We start from the raw sequence: 15438 nt of genomic DNA on the forward strand, positions 1-15438 counted from the left end.
CATCCCTCTGTGACCTGGATCACCATTAGCGTGGCTGTCACAGGAAACTGCGGCGAAGGGATATTTCCATGCGCGTCGGAGTACTGACCGGAGGCGGCGACTGCCCCGGACTCAACGCCGTCATCCGGGGCATCGTCCGCAAGGGCGTCCAGGAGTTCGGCTACGACTTCGTCGGCTACCGGGACGGCTGGCGGGGCCCGCTCGAAGGAGACACCGTCCGGCTCGACATCCCCGCCGTGCGCGGCATCCTGCCCCGCGGCGGCACCATCCTCGGCTCCTCCCGCACCAACCCGCTGAAGCTGGAGAACGGCATCGGCCGCATCAAGGCCAACCTCGCCGCGCAGGAGGTCGACGCGCTGATCGTGATCGGCGGCGAGGACACCCTCGGCGTGGCCGCGCGGCTCTCGGACGAGTACGGCGTGCCGTGCGTCGGCGTGCCGAAGACCATCGACAACGACCTGTCCGCCACCGACTACACCTTCGGCTTCGACACCGCCGTGGGCATCGCCACGGAGGCCATCGACCGGCTGCACACCACCGCCGAGTCGCACATGCGGGTCCTGGTCTGCGAGGTCATGGGCCGCCACGCCGGCTGGATAGCGATCCACTCCGGCCTGGCCGGCGGCGCCAACGTCATCCTCATCCCCGAGCAGCGCTTCGACGTCGACCAGGTGTGCGGCTGGATCACCTCCCGCTTCAAGGCGTCGTACGCCCCGATCGTGGTCGTCGCGGAGGGGGCCATGCCCAAGGACGGCGAGGTGGTCCTCAAGGACGGCACCCTCGACTCCTTCGGACACGTGCGGCTGTCCGGGGTCGGCGAGTGGCTGGCCAAGGAGATCGAGAAGCGGACCGGCAAGGAGGCCCGCACCACCGTCCTCGGCCACATCCAGCGCGGCGGCACGCCGAGCGCCTTCGACCGCTGGCTCGCCACCCGCTTCGGCCTGCACGCCATCGAGGCCGTCCGCGACGGCGACTTCGGCAAGATGGTCGCCCTGCGTGGCACGGACATCGTCCGGGTCCCGATCGCGGAGGCCACGGCCCAGCTGAAGACGGTCGACCCGAAGCTGTACGAGGAGGTCGGGGTGTTCTTCGGCTGAGCCATGGCCGCGCTCCGGGCGCCGGCCGGGCGACTCAGCCCGTCCGGCGCTCCACCGACGACGCCGTGCTCGACCCCCGCAGCCGACCCATCAACTCCCGTACGACAGCGGCCCCGTTGAGCGTCAGCACGGACTCCGGGTGGAACTGCACACCGGCGAACCCCGGCCCCCGCAGCGCATGCACCTCACCCCTCGCGCTACGACTGACCTCCACGCCGTGGGCCTCCAGTTCGGCGGCGGCCTCGTCGTCGCACCGCGCCACGAAGCTGTTGTAGAAGCCGACGGTCTCCTCCCGCCCGAACAGGTCGACCGTCGTCTGCGCCCCCTGGTACGGAACCTCCTTCCGCACGATCTCCAACCCCAGCTCCGCCGCGATCAGTTCGTGCCCGAGGCACACACCGAGGACGCCGTGCCGGTTCTCGCGGAGGACCTCGGCGGTCAGCGCCCGCAGGAACCGCATCTTCGGATCGGCCGTGTCGGAGGGGTCACCGGGGCCCGGCCCCAGCACCACCGGTCCCTCGTGCGCGAGCACCGCCTCCCGCAGCCCCGCCTCGTCGTACCGGCGCACGGTCACCTCCAGGCCGCTCGACCGCAGCACATGCGCGAGCATCGCCGTGAAGGTGTCCTCCCCGTCGACGACCAGCGCGTGCCCGGTCAGCTCCTCGGACCGCTCCTGCATCCGCAGCCAGAAGGGCGCCAGGGAGGTGCGGCGACCGTCGAGGGCGGCGCGCACCCGTGGATCGTCGGCGAGCCGGGGCCGCGTGCCCTCCTCGCGCGGCCGGGAGGGCCGTACGCCCAGCGCCGCCAGCACTCCCGCCGCCTTCGCGTGGGTCTCCGCGACCTCGCCCGCCGGGTCGGAGCCACGGACGAGGGTCGCGCCGACCGGTACCCGCAGCCGGCCGGCCGCGTCGATGTCGGCGGTGCGGATGAGGATGGGGGAGTCGAGGGTCTGCGCGCCGCCGGAGTCGCGGCCGAGCAGGGCGAGGGCGCCCGCGTAGTAGCCGCGCCCGACACCGTCCCGTCCGAGGGGCTCATACCGCTCGATGACCCGGCAGGCGTTCTGCACCGGCGAGCCGGTGACGGTCGCCGCGAACATGGTCTCCCTCAGGACCTCCCGCACATCCAGCGAGGACCGGCCGCGCAACTCGTACTCCGTGTGCGCGAGATGGGCCATCTCCTTCAGCCGCGGCCCGACCACGACCCCGCCCATGTCGCCGACCGTGCACATCATCTTCAGTTCCTCGTCGACGACCATCGACAGCTCCTCGATCTCCTTGCCGTCGGCGAGGAAGGAGAGCAGGTGCTCGGGCGTGGGCCCCTCGGCCGGATAGCGGTACGTCCCGCTGATCGGGTTCATGACGACCGTCCCGCCGGACATCCGCACGTGCACCTCGGGACTCGCGCCCACGAGCGTGCGCTCCCCGGTGTGCACGACGAACGTCCAGTACGCGCCCCGCTCACCCACCAGCAGCCGCCGGAAGAGCGCGAGAGCGTCTTTGCGCGAGAACCCCGGGATCTCGCCCCCGTACGTCCGCCGGATGACGAAGTTGGCCCCCTCGCCGCGCCCGATCTCCTCCCGCAGCACCCGCCCGACGATCTCCCCGTACGCCTCGTCACCGACGTCGAAGCCACCGCCCTCGACCCGCACGTCGTGCGCGGGCAGCTGGTCCAGGGCGTCGGCGAGCGGGATGCCGTACGACTCCTCGGGGGTGAGGAAGGCCAGCGGGGTGCCGTCGTCACGGACGTCGAAGCCGCGCTCGCGGATCTGGCGGAAGGGAATCAGGGCCAGGCCCTCGGCGGGGAGGTCGGCGAGGCGGTCGTGGGTGGAGACCGGGCCGCGCATGACCTCGATCACGTCCTGGTCGTGGCCCGGGGTGCGACGGCGCAGCAGGGCGAACGGTCGGTCGTCGGTCAGCAGCTGTGTCAGGTCCATGGTTCCTCTGCCATCGATGGAGGAGGAACGACCCCGGACACACCGAAGGCCGCCCCTCGGGCGGCCTTCGCGGAGTACTGGGAGTACGCGCAGTCAGTGGGCCGCCGGATGAGCGGTCCACCACCAGTTACGGGTCGAATGCGCGAACATGGAGCGCACCATACCCCACGCACAGGTGAGCATCTGGGCGTCTCACCTGTCGAGCCGCAGGAAAACGACTCGACACGACGCCGTAATGTTTACTGAGTGACCGTGAACGCTGATTCCCAAGCCGTCGCCGCTCAGGCGACCTGGCGCGACCTGCCCGCGGCGCAGCAGCCTGACTACCCCGACTCCGAGGCTCTGCGCAAGGTGATTGCCGAGCTGGAGTCGTATCCTCCACTGGTCTTCGCCGGTGAGTGTGACCAGCTGCGTGCCCGTATGGCGGCCGTCGCCAAGGGGGAGGCGTTCCTCCTTCAGGGCGGCGACTGCGCCGAGTCCTTCGACGCCGTCGGTGCCGACCAGATTCGCGCCAAGCTCAAGACCCTCCTCCAGATGGGCGCCGTCCTCACGTACGCCGCCTCGGTGCCGGTGGTCAAGGTCGGCCGGATCGCCGGCCAGTACTCCAAGCCGCGCTCCAAGGGGACCGAGACCCGCGACGGGGTGACGCTCCCGACCTACCGGGGTGACTCCGTCAACGGCTTCGCCTTCACCGAAGAGGCCCGCGTCCCGGACCCCGAGCGCCTGAAGCGGATGTACAACGCGTCCGCCTCCACGCTCAACCTGGTGCGCGCCTTCACCACCGGCGGCTACGCCGACCTGCGCCAGGTGCACGCCTGGAACCAGGACTTCGTGAAGTCGTCCCCCTCCGGCCAGCGCTACGAGCAGCTCGCCCGCGAGATCGACAACGCGCTGAACTTCATGCGGGCCTGCGGGACCGACCCGGAGGAGTTCAAGACCGTCGAGTTCTACTCCTCGCACGAGGCGCTGCTGCTGGACTACGAATCGGCCCTCACCCGGGTCGACTCCCGCACCGGCAGGCTCTACGACGTCTCCGGGCACATGGTGTGGATCGGCGAGCGCACCCGCCAACTGGACGGCGCGCACATCGAGTTCGCCTCCCAGATCCGCAACCCGATCGGCATCAAGCTCGGCCCGACGACCACCGCCGAGGACGCGCTCCAGTACATCGAGCGCCTCGACCCCGACCGCGAGCCCGGCCGCCTCACCTTCATCGTGCGGATGGGCGCGGACAAGGTCCGCGACAAGCTGCCCGAGCTGGTCGAGAAGGTCACCGCGTCCGGCGCGACCGTCGCCTGGATCACCGACCCGATGCACGGCAACACGTACGAGGCGGCCTCCGGTCACAAGACCCGCCGCTTCGACGACGTGCTCGACGAGGTGAAGGGCTTCTTCGAGGTCCACAAGGGCCTCGGCACCCACCCGGGCGGCATCCACGTCGAGCTCACGGGCGACGATGTCACCGAGTGCGTGGGCGGCGGCGACGAGATCTTCGTCGACGACCTCCACCAGCGCTACGAGACGGCCTGCGACCCGCGCCTCAACCGCAGCCAGTCCCTCGACCTGGCCTTCCTCGTCGCCGAGATGTACAGGGACCAGTAACCGTTTCACCTGTTACAGCAGAGTGCCGTGGGGCGGGGATCACATACGATCCCCGCCCCACGGCACTTTTACGACTCCTGTGGGCCGGGTAAGGTTAGGTTGGCCTTATCAAGTTCCGGCGGGAGGTGAATCCGCGTGTACGTCTGCAGCTGCTTCCAGGTGACCGAGGCGCAGGTCCAGCAGCACGCGGGTGGGGGTGCCTGCACGCCCCGCCAGATCGCCTCCGCCTGCAAGGCCGGTACCGACTGCGGTTCGTGCGTCCGCCGGATCCAGGCGATCCTCGGCCGCGGCAACTGCCCGCGCCGCGATCTCGGCGATCTCGCGGAAGAGGGCGCGCCGGTCTTCGCCGAACTGGACGAACTGGACGAAGCCGCTTAGGGGCGGAACCTAGCTGGGCTGCTCGATCTGCTGCGCGATGTACAGCGCCTCGCCGAGCTGCTCGATCAGCTGGAGCTGCGTGTCGAGGTAGTCGATGTGGTGCTCCTCGTCCTCAAGGATGTCCTCGAAGATGTTCGCGGACGTGATGTCGCCCTTGGTGCGCATCACCTCGATCCCGCGCTTGAGGCGGTCGATCGCCTCGACCTCCACCTGCCGGTCCGCCTGGAACATCTCGGTGACCGTCTGGCCGACCCGGACATGGAACAGCCGCTGGTAGTTCGGCAGACCGTCGAGCATCAGGATGCGCTCGGTGATCTTGTCCGCGTGCTTCATCTCGTCGATGGATTCTTCACGCGTGTACTTGGCGAGCTTGGTCCAGCCGTTGTTGTCCTGGATGCGGTAGTGCAGCCAGTACTGGTTGATCGCGGTCAGCTCACCGGTGAGCTGCTCGTTGAGGAATTCAAGGACCTCGGGGTCGCCCTGCATCGCAGAGGCTCCTTCCAAAACAAGGGAACTGGTGGGGTGCGCCGCATGATTGCACCGGCGCGAAGACGTCGTCCAGTAAGTGCATGCTTAGTAGGAGTTGCCCGAATCCGCCCAGAGCCGGTCATGTGCACCGGCCCCCGTCTGTCAGGATGGAGCCATGGGTCAGAGAGGGGTCGAACAGTCCGAGCTGCCGCCCGGCCAGCGACTTCAGCGCGGCTGGCCGGTCACCCACTACGGCCCGGTGCCCAAGTTCCGCCCCGAGCGCTGGGAGTTCAGTGTCTTCGGCGCCACCGCCGACGCCGACAAGCACTCCTGGAACCACGACGAGTTCACGGCTCTGCCCTACGACTCGGTCGTGGCCGATCTGCACTGCGTCACGAAGTTCAGCATGCTGGGCGCCGAATGGGGCGGAATCCCCGCCCGTACGATCCTGGAGACCGCCCCGCCGTCACCCGCCGTCACCCATGTCATGGTCTGGGCGGAGTACGGCTTCAGCGCCAACCTCCGGCTGGCCGACTTCGCCGCCGAGGGAACGATTTTCGCCACCCACAAGGACGGCGAACTCCTCACCGCGGAACACGGCTTCCCGCTCCGCCTGGTCGTCCCCCACCTGTACGCGTGGAAGGGCCCGAAGTGGGTCCGGGGCGTCGAGTACATGACGGCCGACCGGCGCGGGTTCTGGGAGGAACGCGGGTACCACAACGTCGGGGACCCGTGGAAGGAACAGCGGTACTCGTACCAGGAGGGGCCCGGCGAGGGTCCCGAGCTGTGACTACGTGACTACGAGTCCCTGAGCTTCTTCAGCCGCTCCACGTCCGCCGCGTGCCCCTCCTTGCCGCCGGGCGTCTCGATGATCAGCGGTACGCCCTCGGTCGCCGGGTGGGTCATCAGCGCGCGGAACGGATCCTCGCCGATGTGCCCGGAGCCGATGTTCTCGTGCCGGTCCTTGTGGGCGCCGACGACGTCCTTGGAGTCGTTGGCATGGATCAGTTTCAGCCGCCCCTCGCCGACCGTGTCCACCAGCAGATCGAGCGTCTGGTGCATCCCGCTCGGACCGGTCAGATCGTGCCCGGCGGCGAAGATGTGGCACGTGTCCAGACACACGCCCAGCTTCGGATGGGCGTCCAGCGCCTCGAAGTACGGCCCGAAGTCCCAGGTCCGCGAGCACAGCGACGAACCCTGACCGGCCGTCGACTCAAGGAGCAGGAACGGATCGTCGTCGTGGGTCAACTCGTCCAGCAGCGGCAGCAGATGCTCCCGCACCTGGGCCAGCGCCACGGCCCGCTCCCGCCCGCCCGTCGCGCTCCCCGTATGCACGACCACACCGAGCGCGCCGATCTCCCGTCCCCGCCGCAGCGAGTGCCGGAGCGACTCGACGGACTTCTCTACGGTGGCTTCGGTGTGCGAGCCGAAGTTGATCAGGTACGGGGCGTGCACGTACGCCGGGATGGACTCGGCCTCGCACACCGCGCGGAACTCCTCGTCCTGGCGCGGGTTCCCGACCGGTGTCGCCCAGCCGCGCGGGTTGGCGACGAAGACCTGCACGGTCTCGGCGGCCAGCTCACGGGCGTAGGACAGCCCCACGGAGTGGAGACCGCCGGCCACCGGGACATGGCCGCCGACGGGGTTGCGGGACGGGAACTCGGGCGTACGGGAGGGGAACTCGCTGCTCACCCGACCAGGGTGTCACGCGCGCGTGCCGCCCCCGTCACCGGATGGTGATCGTGATCGTCGACCCCTTGGGAGCCTGCTCGCCCGCGTCCACGGACTGGCTCTTCACAGTGTCGCCGAACAGACCGAGCAGCCCGCGGTCCTCCTTGACCTTGAAACCGGACTCCTCCAGGAGCTTCGTCGCCGCGTCGACACTCGCGCCGACCACGCTCGGGACCTCGACCATCTCCGGGCCCTTGGACACCGTCAGCGTCACCGTGTCGCCCTCGGCGGCCTGGCTGTCGCCGGCCGGGGTCTGCTGGGCGACCTGGCCCGCGTCGTACTCCGAGGTGACCTGGGTGTCGGACACCTTCACCGCGAGACCGGCCTCCTGGAGGTCCGACTTCGCGTCGTCCAGGTCCTCACCGGTGACGTCCGGCACGTCGACCGCGCTGCCCTTGCTGACGGTCAGGGCTATCGCGGAACCCGCGTGGCGCTCGGTGCCCGCCTCGGGGTCCGTGCTGATCACGGAGCCCTTGGGGACGTCGTCGCTGAACTCCCTGGTGACCATGCCGGCCGCCAGCCCGTCCGTCTTGAGCAGGGCCTGCGCCTTGCCCAGGGCGAAGCCCGTGAGATCGGGCACCTTCACGGTCTCCGGGCCGTCCGAGACGGTCAGGGCCACCGAGTCGTTGTCCCGGATGCGGGCGCCGGCCACCGGGTCGGTGCTGATGACCGTGCCCCGCTTCACGGTGTCGCTGTAGGCGTGCTTGACCGACTTGACGTCGAGACCGGCCTCTTGCAGCCGCTCCTTCGCCTGTGCCTCGGTCTTCGCCAGCAGCGGCGGGACCTTGGTGAACTGGCCGGAGTTGATGTACCAGACCCCTGCCCCGACCCCGAGGATCAGCAGCACGGCGGCAATGATCGCCAGTAGCCCGCGCCGGGGCCGCCGCGCGTCGCGCCGCCGGGGCGGCAGCGGCGGCCCGCTCTCGAACCGGCTCGTCCGGTTGAACGGGTCACCGGGCTCGTCGTCCTCGTTGACCGGCAGCGGACGCGGCACGGTCAGCGAGCGCGGGATCACGCTCGTACGGTTCTCGGAGTAGGGATGCTCCGAGGTCAGCGCCTGCGGCGGCACCACGTCCAACTGCTCGTCGCTCAGCCCCGCCCGCGCCTCGCGGACCAGACCGAACAGCGCGACCGCGTCGTACGGCCGGATCTCCGGGGTGCGCGCGGTGGCCGTGGCGACCAGTTCGTCCAGCTCGTACGCCAGCCCCGGCACGACGGCCGACGGCGGCGGGACGTCCTCGTGCAGGTGCTTGTAGAGCACGATCGCGGGGGAGTCCCCGTCGTGCGGCTTCTGGCCGGTGAGCATCTCGTACAGGACGACACCGCAGGCGTACACGTCGACCCGGGGGGACGCCGTGCCGCCCTCGATCTGCTCCGGCGCGAGATATGAGACCGTGCCGAGCACGTTCTCCGTGGTGCTGGTGACCGTGTCCACGGACCGCACCAGCCCGAAGTCGGCGACCTTGACCCGGCCGTCGTCCCCTATGAGCACGTTCTCCGGCTTCATGTCCCGGTGCACGAACCCGGCCCGGTGCGCGGCACCGAGCGCGGCCAGCACCGGCTCCAGGATGTCCAGGGCGGCCCGCGGCTGGAGCGCCCCGCGCTCGCGCAGCACGTCCCGCAGGGTGCAGCCGGCCACGTACTCCATCGCCAGATAGACGTACGCCCCCTGGGCGCCCTGGTCGAAGACCTGCACCACGTTCGGATGCGCCAGCCGCGCCACTGACTTGGCCTCGCGGATGAACCGGTCGACGAAGGAGGCGTCCGCCGCGAGTGTCGGGTGCATCACCTTGAGCGCGAGAACCCGGTCCAGGCGGGTGTCCACGGCCCGGTAGACCGTGGCCATCCCGCCGACGGCGATCCGCGCGTCGACGCGATAGCGGCCGTCGAGCAACTGCCCGACGAGAGGGTCATGAAGGGTCGTATCCACGCAGGTGAGTGTACGAGCCGAGGCTGACAGCGCCCCCTTTTCGGCCAGTTTCGGGGCGGTACTGCAGCCGAGCTGTGACGGATCGCACGCTCTGGAGGGGGAGATCAGAAGGCCGGACGTTCCGGGTCCAACCGTGCCAGACCCTCCGCGGGAGACGACGCCTCGGCGAAGTGCCTACGGGGGATGCGCCCCGCCCGGAACGCCAGCCGCCCCGCCTCCACCGCGCTCCGCATCGCGGACGCCATCAGCACCGGCTCCTGCGCCCGCGTCACCGCCGAGGCGAGCATCACCCCCGCGCATCCCAGCTCCATCGCGAACGCCGCGTCCGACGCCGTACCGGCCCCCGCGTCCAGGATCACCGGCACGCGCGCGTGCTCGACGATCAGCTGGAAGTTGTGCGGGTTGCGGATCCCGAGCCCGGAGCCGATCGGTGACCCCAGGGGCATGATCGCCGCGCACCCGACGTCCTCCAGCTTCCGCGCCAGCACGGGATCGTCGTTCGTGTACGGCAGCACCGTGAAGCCGTCGTCGACCAGGGTCTCGGCCGCGTCGAGCAGCTCGATGGGATCGGGGAGCAGCGTGCGCTCGTCCGCGATCACCTCCAGTTTGACCAGCGCCGTCCCGAGCGCCTCCCGCGCCAGCCGGGCCGTCAGCACCGCCTCGCCCGCCGTGAAACAGCCCGCGGTGTTGGGCAGCACCCGGATCCCGAGCCGCTCCAGGACGGACAGCACCGAACCGTGCACGGAGGCGTTCACGCGCCGCATCGCGACCGTCGTCAACTCCGTCCCGGAGGCGACCAGGGCGCGCTCCAGGACGTCGAGGCTGGGCGCACCCCCGGTGCCCATGATCAGCCGGGACGTGAAGGACGTACCACCAAGGATGAACGGGTCGTCGGCCATGGGTCAGCCTCCTTGGACGGCGGTGAGGACCTCGACGCGGTCCCCCTCGGAGAGGGACGTCGAGGGCCATTCCGCGCGCGGGACGACGGTTTCGTTGAGGGCGGCGGCCACCCCGGAGGGCGAAGGGGCCAGGGTGCGTACGAGGGTGTCGAGAGCCGTGCCGGGAGCGATCACCCGGGGCTCCCCGTTGACGGAGACGTTCATGCGGGCTGCTCCATGAGTGCCGCGCGGGCGAACCGCTTCGGCGTGAACGGGCGTGCCTCGTCCGGGAGTTCACCGGTGGTCAGGGCGTGCGCGAGGGCGTCGCCGGTGACCGGCGTGAGCAGTACGCCGTTGCGGTAGTGCCCGGTGGCCAGCAGCAGCCCGGGGAGTGCGGTCGGGCCGAGCAGCGGCGCGTTGTCGGGGGAGCCGGGGCGCAGTCCGGCCCGGGTCTCGGTGAGCGGCAGTTCGGTGATCCCGGGCACCAACTCGTGGGCGTCGCGCAGCAGTTCGTAGACCCCGCCGGCGGTCACCGTGGTGTCCCAGCCCAGTTCCTCACTCGTGGCGCCGACGACCAGCTCGCCGTTCTCGCGCGGCACGAGATAGACGTGGCTGCCGCGCACCACGGCCCGCACGGTCCGGCTCAGGAACGGCGCGTACCGCTCCGGCACGGTCAGCCGCAGCACCTGCCCCTTCACGGGCCGTACGGGCGGCAGGACGTCGTCCGGGACCCCCGCCAGCCGCCCGCTGAGGCTGCCGCCCGCGAGGACCACCTGGCCCGCGCCCAGCACGTCACCCTCGCGCGTGACGACCCCCGTGGCGCGGTCCTGGCCGACCGTGAGCCGCTCGGCCCACGTCCGGTGGAACACGACCCCGGCGCGCTCGCACGCGGCCACCAGCGCCCGCGCCAGCCGCCGCGGGTCGACCTGGTGGTCCCCGTCGACCCGGAGCCCCCCGCGCACCCCCGGCGCGAGCATCGGCTCAAGGCGCCGGCACTCGCGCCCGGACAACCACTCGGAGTCCAGGCCCGACCGGTGCTGGAGGGCGTGCAGTTCACGGAGGTGGGCGCGGTCGTCGGCGTCCAGGGCGACCGCGAGCGTGCCGCAGCGCCGGTAGCCGAGGTCCAGGCCGGTGAGGTCGGTCAACTCGGCCGCGAAGTCCGGATAGCGCTGCGCCGAGGCCAGATTCAAGGCCAGCAGGGTCTGTTCGCCGTAGTGCAGTTCCGTGACGGCGGCCAGCATTCCGGCGGCCACCTGCGCGGCCCCGCCGCCCGGCTCGGGGTCCACGACGGCGGTCGCGAACCCGCGCTGGGCCGCCCGCCAGGCCGTGACCAGGCCGATGATCCCGCCCCCGACGACGAGGACGTCTGACGTACGTGTAGGCATGGGCGTCCAGCCCCTCCCTTCGCCGGCATGACCCGGATCAGGTTCGTACGGTCGGAGGCCGCCAGCCTCCCTCTCAGCCCGGTGCGTCCGGACTCCCGCGAGTGCTTGTACGTTGGCCACCCTAGCCCGTACCCCATGTCCCAGTAAGGGAGCCTCCGTCCATGGCCCGCTCGCTCGACGGTCTCGTCCTCGCCCCGGTCGCGGACCAGGAACCGGGTCAGGTCGGCACCCGCACCCGGTTCGCGTACCACGAGAAGGACGGCGAGATCTGGGCCGAGTACGCGGGCGGCGACGTCGTCCGCGGACATCTCGTCGGCACGCGCGCGGGGGACCGGCTCGACTTCAGGTACGTGCAGTTGAAGGCCGACGGGACGACGTCCTCCGGACACTGCGTCTCCGAGGTCGTCGAGCTGTCCGACGGCCGGATCCGCCTCGACGAGACCTGGGAGTGGGAGTCCCAGGCGGGCAGCGGGACGAGTGTTGTGGAACAGGTCACTGAACGCGCCCCCTGACTGACGATTTGTCAGGTGTCTATGGTGATCGGATGAGCGAGCAGACACCGGGACAGGGCGCGGGAGCGGGACGGCGCGTGGTCGTCGTCGGCGCGGGCATGGCCGGGGTGCAGACCGCGGTCGCCCTGCGCGAACAGGGCTTCACCGGCACCGTCACCCTTCTCGGCGCCGAACCCCATCAGCCCTACGACCGGCCCCCGCTGTCCAAGGCGGTCCTGCTCGGCAAGGCCGAGGGCTCCGCCTTCGACGTCGACTTCGAGGCACTCGGCATCGAACTCCGGCTCGGCCGCGAGGTGCTGGGCCTGCGCCCCGGAGACCACGAACTGGACACCGCCGAAGGCCCGGTGCCGTACGACGTCCTCGTCCTCGCCACCGGCGCCGAACCGATCCGGCTCCCGGGCGCCGACGGCATCCCCGGGGTGCATCTGCTGCGCACCCTGGACGACGCCGAGCGGCTGCGGCCGGTGCTCGCGCGGCAGCACGACATCGTGGTCGTCGGCGCGGGCTGGATCGGCGCGGAGTTCGCCACGGCCGCGCGCGAGGCGGGCTGCGCGGTGACCGTCGTGGAAGCCGCCGAACGGCCGCTCGCGGGCGCGCTGCCCGCCGAGGTGGCCGCACCGATGGCCGCCTGGTACGCGGACGCCGGAGCCGTGCTGCGCACGCACACGCGCGTGGAGCGCGTCGAACCCGGCGCCGTGGTCCTCGACGACGGCACCCGGCTGCCCGCGGGAGCCGTCGTGGTCGGCATCGGCGCCCGCCCCGCCACCGGCTGGCTCGCGGACTCCGGCATCGAGCTGGGCGCCCACCGCGAGGTCGTGGCCGACGACCGGCTGCGCACCTCGGTGCCGGACGTGTACGCGGTCGGCGACTGCGCCTCCTTCCCTTCGGGGAGGTACGGCGAGCGCCTTCTCGTCCACCACTGGGACAACGCCCTCCAGGGCCCGCGCACGGTCGCCGCGAACATCGTCGGCCAGACCCCGGCGGTCTACGACCCGGTGCCGTACTTCTGGTCCGAGCAGTTCGGCCGCTTCGTGCAGTACGTCGGCCATCACGCATCCGCGGACACGACCCTGTGGCGCGGCGACCCGGCCACCCCGGCCTGGACCGTCTGCTGGCTGCGGGGGGACCGTCTGGTGGCTCTTCTCGCGGTCGGCCGACCCCGTGACCTGGCCCAGGGTCGCCGCCTGATCGACTCGGGCACGCCGATGAATCCCGGGCCGCTGGCGGACCCTTCTCTCCCGATGAAGGCGGCTATCGCCTAGTTCGTGACCCCGGGTCGGACCGGCCCGGCTTCCGACTGTCAGTCCGGGATGGCACGCTGTTTACGTGACCGAGATTGACGCAAAGATCGATGCTCTCGTCCCCGCCTGGCTCACGCTGCCCGACATCGCAGAGGTGCTCGATGTCGAGGTGACACGCGTGCGGCAGCTGGTCAAGGAGGGCCAAGTCATCGCCGTACGGCGTGGCGAGAACCGCGCACTGCACGTCCCCGCCGCCTTCATCGACGGGGTCGAGCAGAAGGTCGTCAAGGGCCTCACGGGGACCCTGACGCTCCTGCGGGACGACGGCTTCTCCGACGAAGAGATGCTGGAATGGCTCTTCACCCCCGACCCCAGCCTGCCCGGCACCCCCGCGCAGGCCCTGAGCGAGAATCGCGGCACGGAGGTGAAGCGCCGCGCCCAGGCGCTCGCCGTCTGACCCGGACGACCGACCGGTGTGCGGGTCGCGGCGACCATCGTCCGCGGCCCGCACGCGGCACCACCACGCCATGACAACGGGGGACACGCACATGCCCGACACCACCACGGCCGCTTCCGCGCGAGCTGAACTCGCCGCCGCCCGGGTCTACCTCTGCACGGACGCCCGCAGTCGCCAGGGCGACCTCCCGGAGTTCCTGGACGCGGTCCTCGCCGGCGGGGTCGACATCGTGCAGCTGCGCGACAAGGGCATGGAGGCCGCCGAGGAGCTGGAGCACCTCCAGGTGTTCGCCGACGCCTGCGCCCGGCACGGCAGACTCCTCGCGGTCAACGACCGCGCGGACGTCGCCCACGCCGTCGGCGCCGACGTACTGCACCTGGGGCAGGGCGACCTCCCGGTCCCCGCGGCCCGCGCGATCCTCGGCGCCGACGTCCTGATCGGCCGCTCCACGCACGCGGAGGCGGAGGCCGCCGCGGCCGCCGTCCAGGAGGGCGTGGACTACTTCTGCACCGGCCCGTGCTGGCCGACCCCCACCAAGCCCGGCCGCCACGCCCCCGGCCTCGACCTGGTCCGGTACACGGCCGCCCTGGGCACCGACCGCCCCTGGTTCGCCATCGGCGGCATCGACCTCGGCAACCTCGACGAGGTGCTCGAAGCGGGCGCCCGTCGGGTCGTCGTCGTACGGGCGATAACGGAGGCCGACGACCCGGGCGCGGCGGCGGCCGAGTTCGCGAAGCGGCTCCGGGAGCACTGAGAGCGGTCCGGGGTGTCGAGCTGTTGTCCGGTGGGTGGACAACGGGGCGACAAATCAGGCAAATTTCCGGTTCCGGTTGGGTGACCGCCGTCCCCTGACTAACCTGCGGGTATGGCCTTCGGAATCGCATCGACCAGGACCGATCGCGCACGGACGGTGCGCGACATGCTCGCGACCGGCAAAAACACGTACTCGTTCGAGTTCTCGGCGCCGAAGACCCCCAAGGGCGAGCGAAGCCTGTGGAGCGCGTTGCGGAGGGTCGAGGCGGTCGCCCCCGACTTCGTCTCCGTGACCTACGGCGCCGGCGGTTCGACCCGCGCGGGCACCGTCAAGGAGACCGAGCAGATCGTCGCCGACACCACGCTCACCCCGGTCGCCCACCTCACCGCGGTCGACCACTCCGTCGCCGAACTGCGCAACATCATCGGCCAGTACGCCGACGCCGGGATCCGCAACATCCTCGCGGTGCGCGGCGACCCGCCCGGCGACCCCATGGCCGACTGGGTGGCGCACCCGCGAGGCCTGACGTACGCGGCCGAACTGGTCCGGCTCATCAAGGAGTCGGGCGATTTCTGCGTCGGCGTCGCCGCCTTCCCGGAGCTGCACCCGCGCTCCCCGGACTGGGACACGGACGTACGGCACTTCGTCGACAAGTGCCGGGCCGGCGCCGACTACGCCATCACCCAGATGTTCTTCCGCCCGGAGTCCTATCTTCGCCTGCGCGACCGCGTCGGCGCGGCAGGCTGTGCCACACCGGTCATCCCCGAGGTCATGCCGGTGACCAGCGTGCGGATGCTGGAGCGGTTGCCGCAGCTCAGCAACGCCGTCATCCCGGACGTTCTGAAAGAGCGAATCCTCACAGCCAAAGACGATCCGGCGGCTGTACGCTCGATCGGAATCGACTTCGCCACGGAGTTCTGCGCCCGGCTGCTGGCCGAGGGAGTGCCCGGACTGCACTTCATCACGCTCAACAACTCCACGGCGACGCTGGAAATCTACGAGAACCTGGGCCTGCACCACCCACCGCGGGCCTAGACCGGCCGCCCGGACATACGACACACTGCGTAGCGGC

17 protein-coding genes and 1 riboswitch are annotated in these 15438 nt (G+C 70.8%); of the genes, 9 read left to right on the forward strand and 8 right to left on the reverse strand.

Features of this window, described 5'->3' with window-relative positions:
- Window positions 1-68: 68 nt before the first annotated feature.
- Window positions 69-1097 carry a 6-phosphofructokinase gene (locus tag ACWIHT_RS16995; protein ID WP_200681653.1) on the forward strand — a complete coding sequence of 343 codons (1029 nt, stop codon included), beginning with the start codon at window positions 69-71 and terminating at the stop codon, window positions 1095-1097.
- 34 nt (window positions 1098-1131) lie between these two features.
- On the opposite strand, the gene ACWIHT_RS17000 is transcribed toward ACWIHT_RS16995, so the two are convergent.
- Together ACWIHT_RS17000 and ACWIHT_RS17005 are read right to left on the reverse strand one after the other, a co-directional pair.
- Complete coding sequence (locus ACWIHT_RS17000; RefSeq protein WP_456168906.1) at window positions 1132-3030, reverse strand: anthranilate synthase family protein; 1899 nt, start codon at window positions 3028-3030, stop codon at window positions 1132-1134.
- Between the two features lie 93 nt (window positions 3031-3123).
- Window positions 3124-3213, reverse strand: coding sequence for a trp operon leader peptide (locus tag ACWIHT_RS17005; RefSeq protein WP_456168908.1), 90 nt, complete (start codon window positions 3211-3213; stop codon window positions 3124-3126).
- Between the two features lie 63 nt (window positions 3214-3276).
- Here ACWIHT_RS17005 and ACWIHT_RS17010 point away from each other — a divergent pair, with 63 nt between their 5' ends.
- On the forward strand, window positions 3277-4632 hold the full coding sequence (locus ACWIHT_RS17010; RefSeq protein WP_456168910.1) for a class II 3-deoxy-7-phosphoheptulonate synthase: 1356 nt from the start codon (window positions 3277-3279) through the stop codon (window positions 4630-4632).
- Between the two features lie 135 nt (window positions 4633-4767).
- Window positions 4768-5010: a (2Fe-2S)-binding protein gene (locus ACWIHT_RS17015; protein ID WP_456168912.1), complete on the forward strand. Its 243-nt coding sequence runs from the start codon at window positions 4768-4770 to the stop codon at window positions 5008-5010.
- A 9-nt stretch (window positions 5011-5019) separates the two neighbouring features.
- On the opposite strand, the gene bfr is transcribed toward ACWIHT_RS17015, so the two are convergent.
- Window positions 5020-5496, reverse strand: a complete 477-nt coding sequence (bfr, locus tag ACWIHT_RS17020; protein WP_019062355.1) for a bacterioferritin — start codon at window positions 5494-5496, stop codon at window positions 5020-5022.
- 157 nt (window positions 5497-5653) lie between these two features.
- On the opposite strand from bfr, the gene ACWIHT_RS17025 reads away from it, so the two are divergent.
- Window positions 5654-6268 carry a sulfite oxidase-like oxidoreductase gene (locus tag ACWIHT_RS17025; RefSeq protein ID WP_456168915.1) on the forward strand — a complete coding sequence of 205 codons (615 nt, stop codon included), beginning with the start codon at window positions 5654-5656 and terminating at the stop codon, window positions 6266-6268.
- An 8-nt stretch (window positions 6269-6276) separates the two neighbouring features.
- Here ACWIHT_RS17025 and ACWIHT_RS17030 read toward each other — a convergent pair whose 3' ends face one another.
- From ACWIHT_RS17030 to thiO, 5 genes are all read right to left on the reverse strand, one after another.
- On the reverse strand, window positions 6277-7170 hold the full coding sequence (locus ACWIHT_RS17030; protein WP_456168917.1) for a deoxyribonuclease IV: 894 nt from the start codon (window positions 7168-7170) through the stop codon (window positions 6277-6279).
- 34 nt (window positions 7171-7204) lie between these two features.
- A complete protein-coding gene (gene pknB / locus ACWIHT_RS17035) occupies window positions 7205-9139 on the reverse strand; it encodes a Stk1 family PASTA domain-containing Ser/Thr kinase (protein ID WP_456168919.1) in 1935 nt (644 codons plus the stop codon).
- Window positions 9140-9243: 104 nt separating this feature from the next.
- Entirely contained in the window at window positions 9244-10038 is a 795-nt protein-coding gene (locus ACWIHT_RS17040; protein ID WP_456168921.1) for a thiazole synthase, read from the reverse strand.
- Window positions 10039-10041: 3 nt separating this feature from the next.
- Entirely contained in the window at window positions 10042-10242 is a 201-nt protein-coding gene (gene thiS, locus ACWIHT_RS17045) for a sulfur carrier protein ThiS (protein ID WP_201049026.1), read from the reverse strand.
- Window positions 10239-11402, reverse strand: coding sequence for a glycine oxidase ThiO (gene thiO, locus ACWIHT_RS17050; protein WP_456168922.1), 1164 nt, complete (start codon window positions 11400-11402; stop codon window positions 10239-10241). The genes thiS and thiO overlap by 4 nt, the downstream gene beginning before the upstream one ends.
- A riboswitch (TPP riboswitch) is annotated at window positions 11400-11511 on the reverse strand. (Overlaps the previous gene by 3 nt.)
- 52 nt (window positions 11512-11563) lie before the next feature.
- Here thiO and ACWIHT_RS17055 point away from each other — a divergent pair.
- From ACWIHT_RS17055 to metF, 5 genes are all read left to right on the forward strand, one after another.
- Window positions 11564-11914, forward strand: a complete 351-nt coding sequence (locus tag ACWIHT_RS17055) for a hypothetical protein (RefSeq protein ID WP_456168923.1) — start codon at window positions 11564-11566, stop codon at window positions 11912-11914.
- 32 nt (window positions 11915-11946) lie between these two features.
- The gene (locus ACWIHT_RS17060; RefSeq protein ID WP_456168924.1) at window positions 11947-13176 is read left to right on the forward strand and encodes an NAD(P)/FAD-dependent oxidoreductase; all 1230 of its coding nucleotides are present in this window, start codon (window positions 11947-11949) and stop codon (window positions 13174-13176) included.
- Between the two features lie 64 nt (window positions 13177-13240).
- Complete coding sequence (locus ACWIHT_RS17065) at window positions 13241-13612, forward strand: Rv2175c family DNA-binding protein (RefSeq protein ID WP_456168925.1); 372 nt, start codon at window positions 13241-13243, stop codon at window positions 13610-13612.
- A 91-nt stretch (window positions 13613-13703) separates the two neighbouring features.
- The gene (gene thiE, locus ACWIHT_RS17070; RefSeq protein WP_456168926.1) at window positions 13704-14366 is read left to right on the forward strand and encodes a thiamine phosphate synthase; all 663 of its coding nucleotides are present in this window, start codon (window positions 13704-13706) and stop codon (window positions 14364-14366) included.
- A 111-nt stretch (window positions 14367-14477) separates the two neighbouring features.
- Entirely contained in the window at window positions 14478-15401 is a 924-nt protein-coding gene (gene metF / locus ACWIHT_RS17075) for a methylenetetrahydrofolate reductase [NAD(P)H] (protein ID WP_456168927.1), read from the forward strand.
- Window positions 15402-15438 lie beyond the last annotated feature (37 nt).

The sequence above is a fragment of the Streptomyces sp. NPDC002276 genome (assembly GCF_053891435.1).